The sequence below is a fragment of the Roseomonas sp. TAS13 genome (genome assembly GCF_001950415.1).
In the GTDB taxonomy this organism is placed as follows: domain Bacteria; phylum Pseudomonadota; class Alphaproteobacteria; order Acetobacterales; family Acetobacteraceae; genus Roseomonas; species Roseomonas mucosa.
In genome coordinates, this window is sequence record NZ_BDLP01000676.1 from 1 (window position 1) to 1,194 (window position 1,194).

Sequence of the window (1,194 nt, forward strand, 5' to 3'; positions counted from 1 at the left end):
TCTCCCGCGCCACGGGCAGGGCCCGGACCTCGGCGGCGGTGGCGCAGTTCAGCGCAGTGCGCGCCAGGCGCTCGGCCTCGTTGCGGCTCAGGCCGCGGATCTGCGCCTTCAGCGCCGCCACGTTGGGGATGGAGACCGACAGCTCGTCCACCCCGAGGCCCACCAGGATCGGCGCCGCCACCGGATCGGCCGCCATGTTGCCGCAGACGCCGACCCAGCGGCCCCGGGCATGGGCGGCCTTCACCGTCATGTCGATCAGCCGCAGCACCGCCGGGTCCAGCGCGTCCGAGCGCGCGCCCAGCGTCGGGTGCAGCCGGTCCACCGCCAGCGTGTACTGGGTCAGGTCGTTGGTGCCGATGGAGAAGAAATCCGCCTCGGCCGCGAGCTGGTCGGCCATCACCGCGGCGGCGGGGACCTCGACCATGATGCCCACCTCGACCGGCGGGGCGACCAGGGCGCGGCGCTCCTCCTCGATCAGCGCTTTGGCGGCGCGCAGGTCGGCGAGCCCGTCCACCATCGGCAGCATGATGCGGATGTCGCCATGCTTCGCCGCCCGCAGCGCGGCGCGGATCTGCGGCCGGAACAGCTCCGGATTGGCGAGACAGAGGCGCAGCCCCCGCAGGCCGAGGAAGGGATTGGCCTCGGCCGGATGGCGCACGAAGCGCAGCGGCTTGTCGCCGCCCGCATCCAGCGTCCGCAGCACCACCGGCAGCCCGCCGAAGCCCTCGGCCAGCTTGCGGTAGATCTCGAACTGCTCGTCCTCGGTCGGCGGCTCGGCGCGGTCGTCGAACAGGAACTCGGAACGCACCAGCCCCGTCCCCTCCGCCCCGGCGGCCACGGCCTCCACCGCCTCCTCCGGCTTGCGGCAATTGGCCGCGACCTCGACCCGGTGCCCGTCCCGCGTCACGGCGGGGCGGAAGGCGGCGGCCTTGGCGGCGGCGGCACGGTCGCGGCCGCTGGCGATGGCCTTCTCCGCCGTGGCGAGCTGCGCCGCATCCGGATCGGGGCGCAGCAGACCGCGGTCGCCATCCACGATCACCGGCGTGCCGTCCGGCAGCGCCATCACCGATGGCCCGGCGGCGACGATGGCCGGGATGCCCAGGGCGCGCGCCAGGATGGCGGTATGCGCCGTGGGCCCGCCCGCCGCCGTCACCAGCCCCACCACCCGCATCGGGTCGAGCCCGGCGGTCTCGG

Annotated in this window: 1 protein-coding gene; it reads right to left on the reverse strand. The window is 75.0% G+C overall.

The genetic code is table 11. The annotated features are described in order from the left end of the window. Positions 1-1,194: phosphoenolpyruvate--protein phosphotransferase (gene ptsP / locus ROTAS13_RS24770; RefSeq protein ID WP_075823687.1), on the reverse strand; the 1,194-nt coding region annotated here is incomplete at both ends.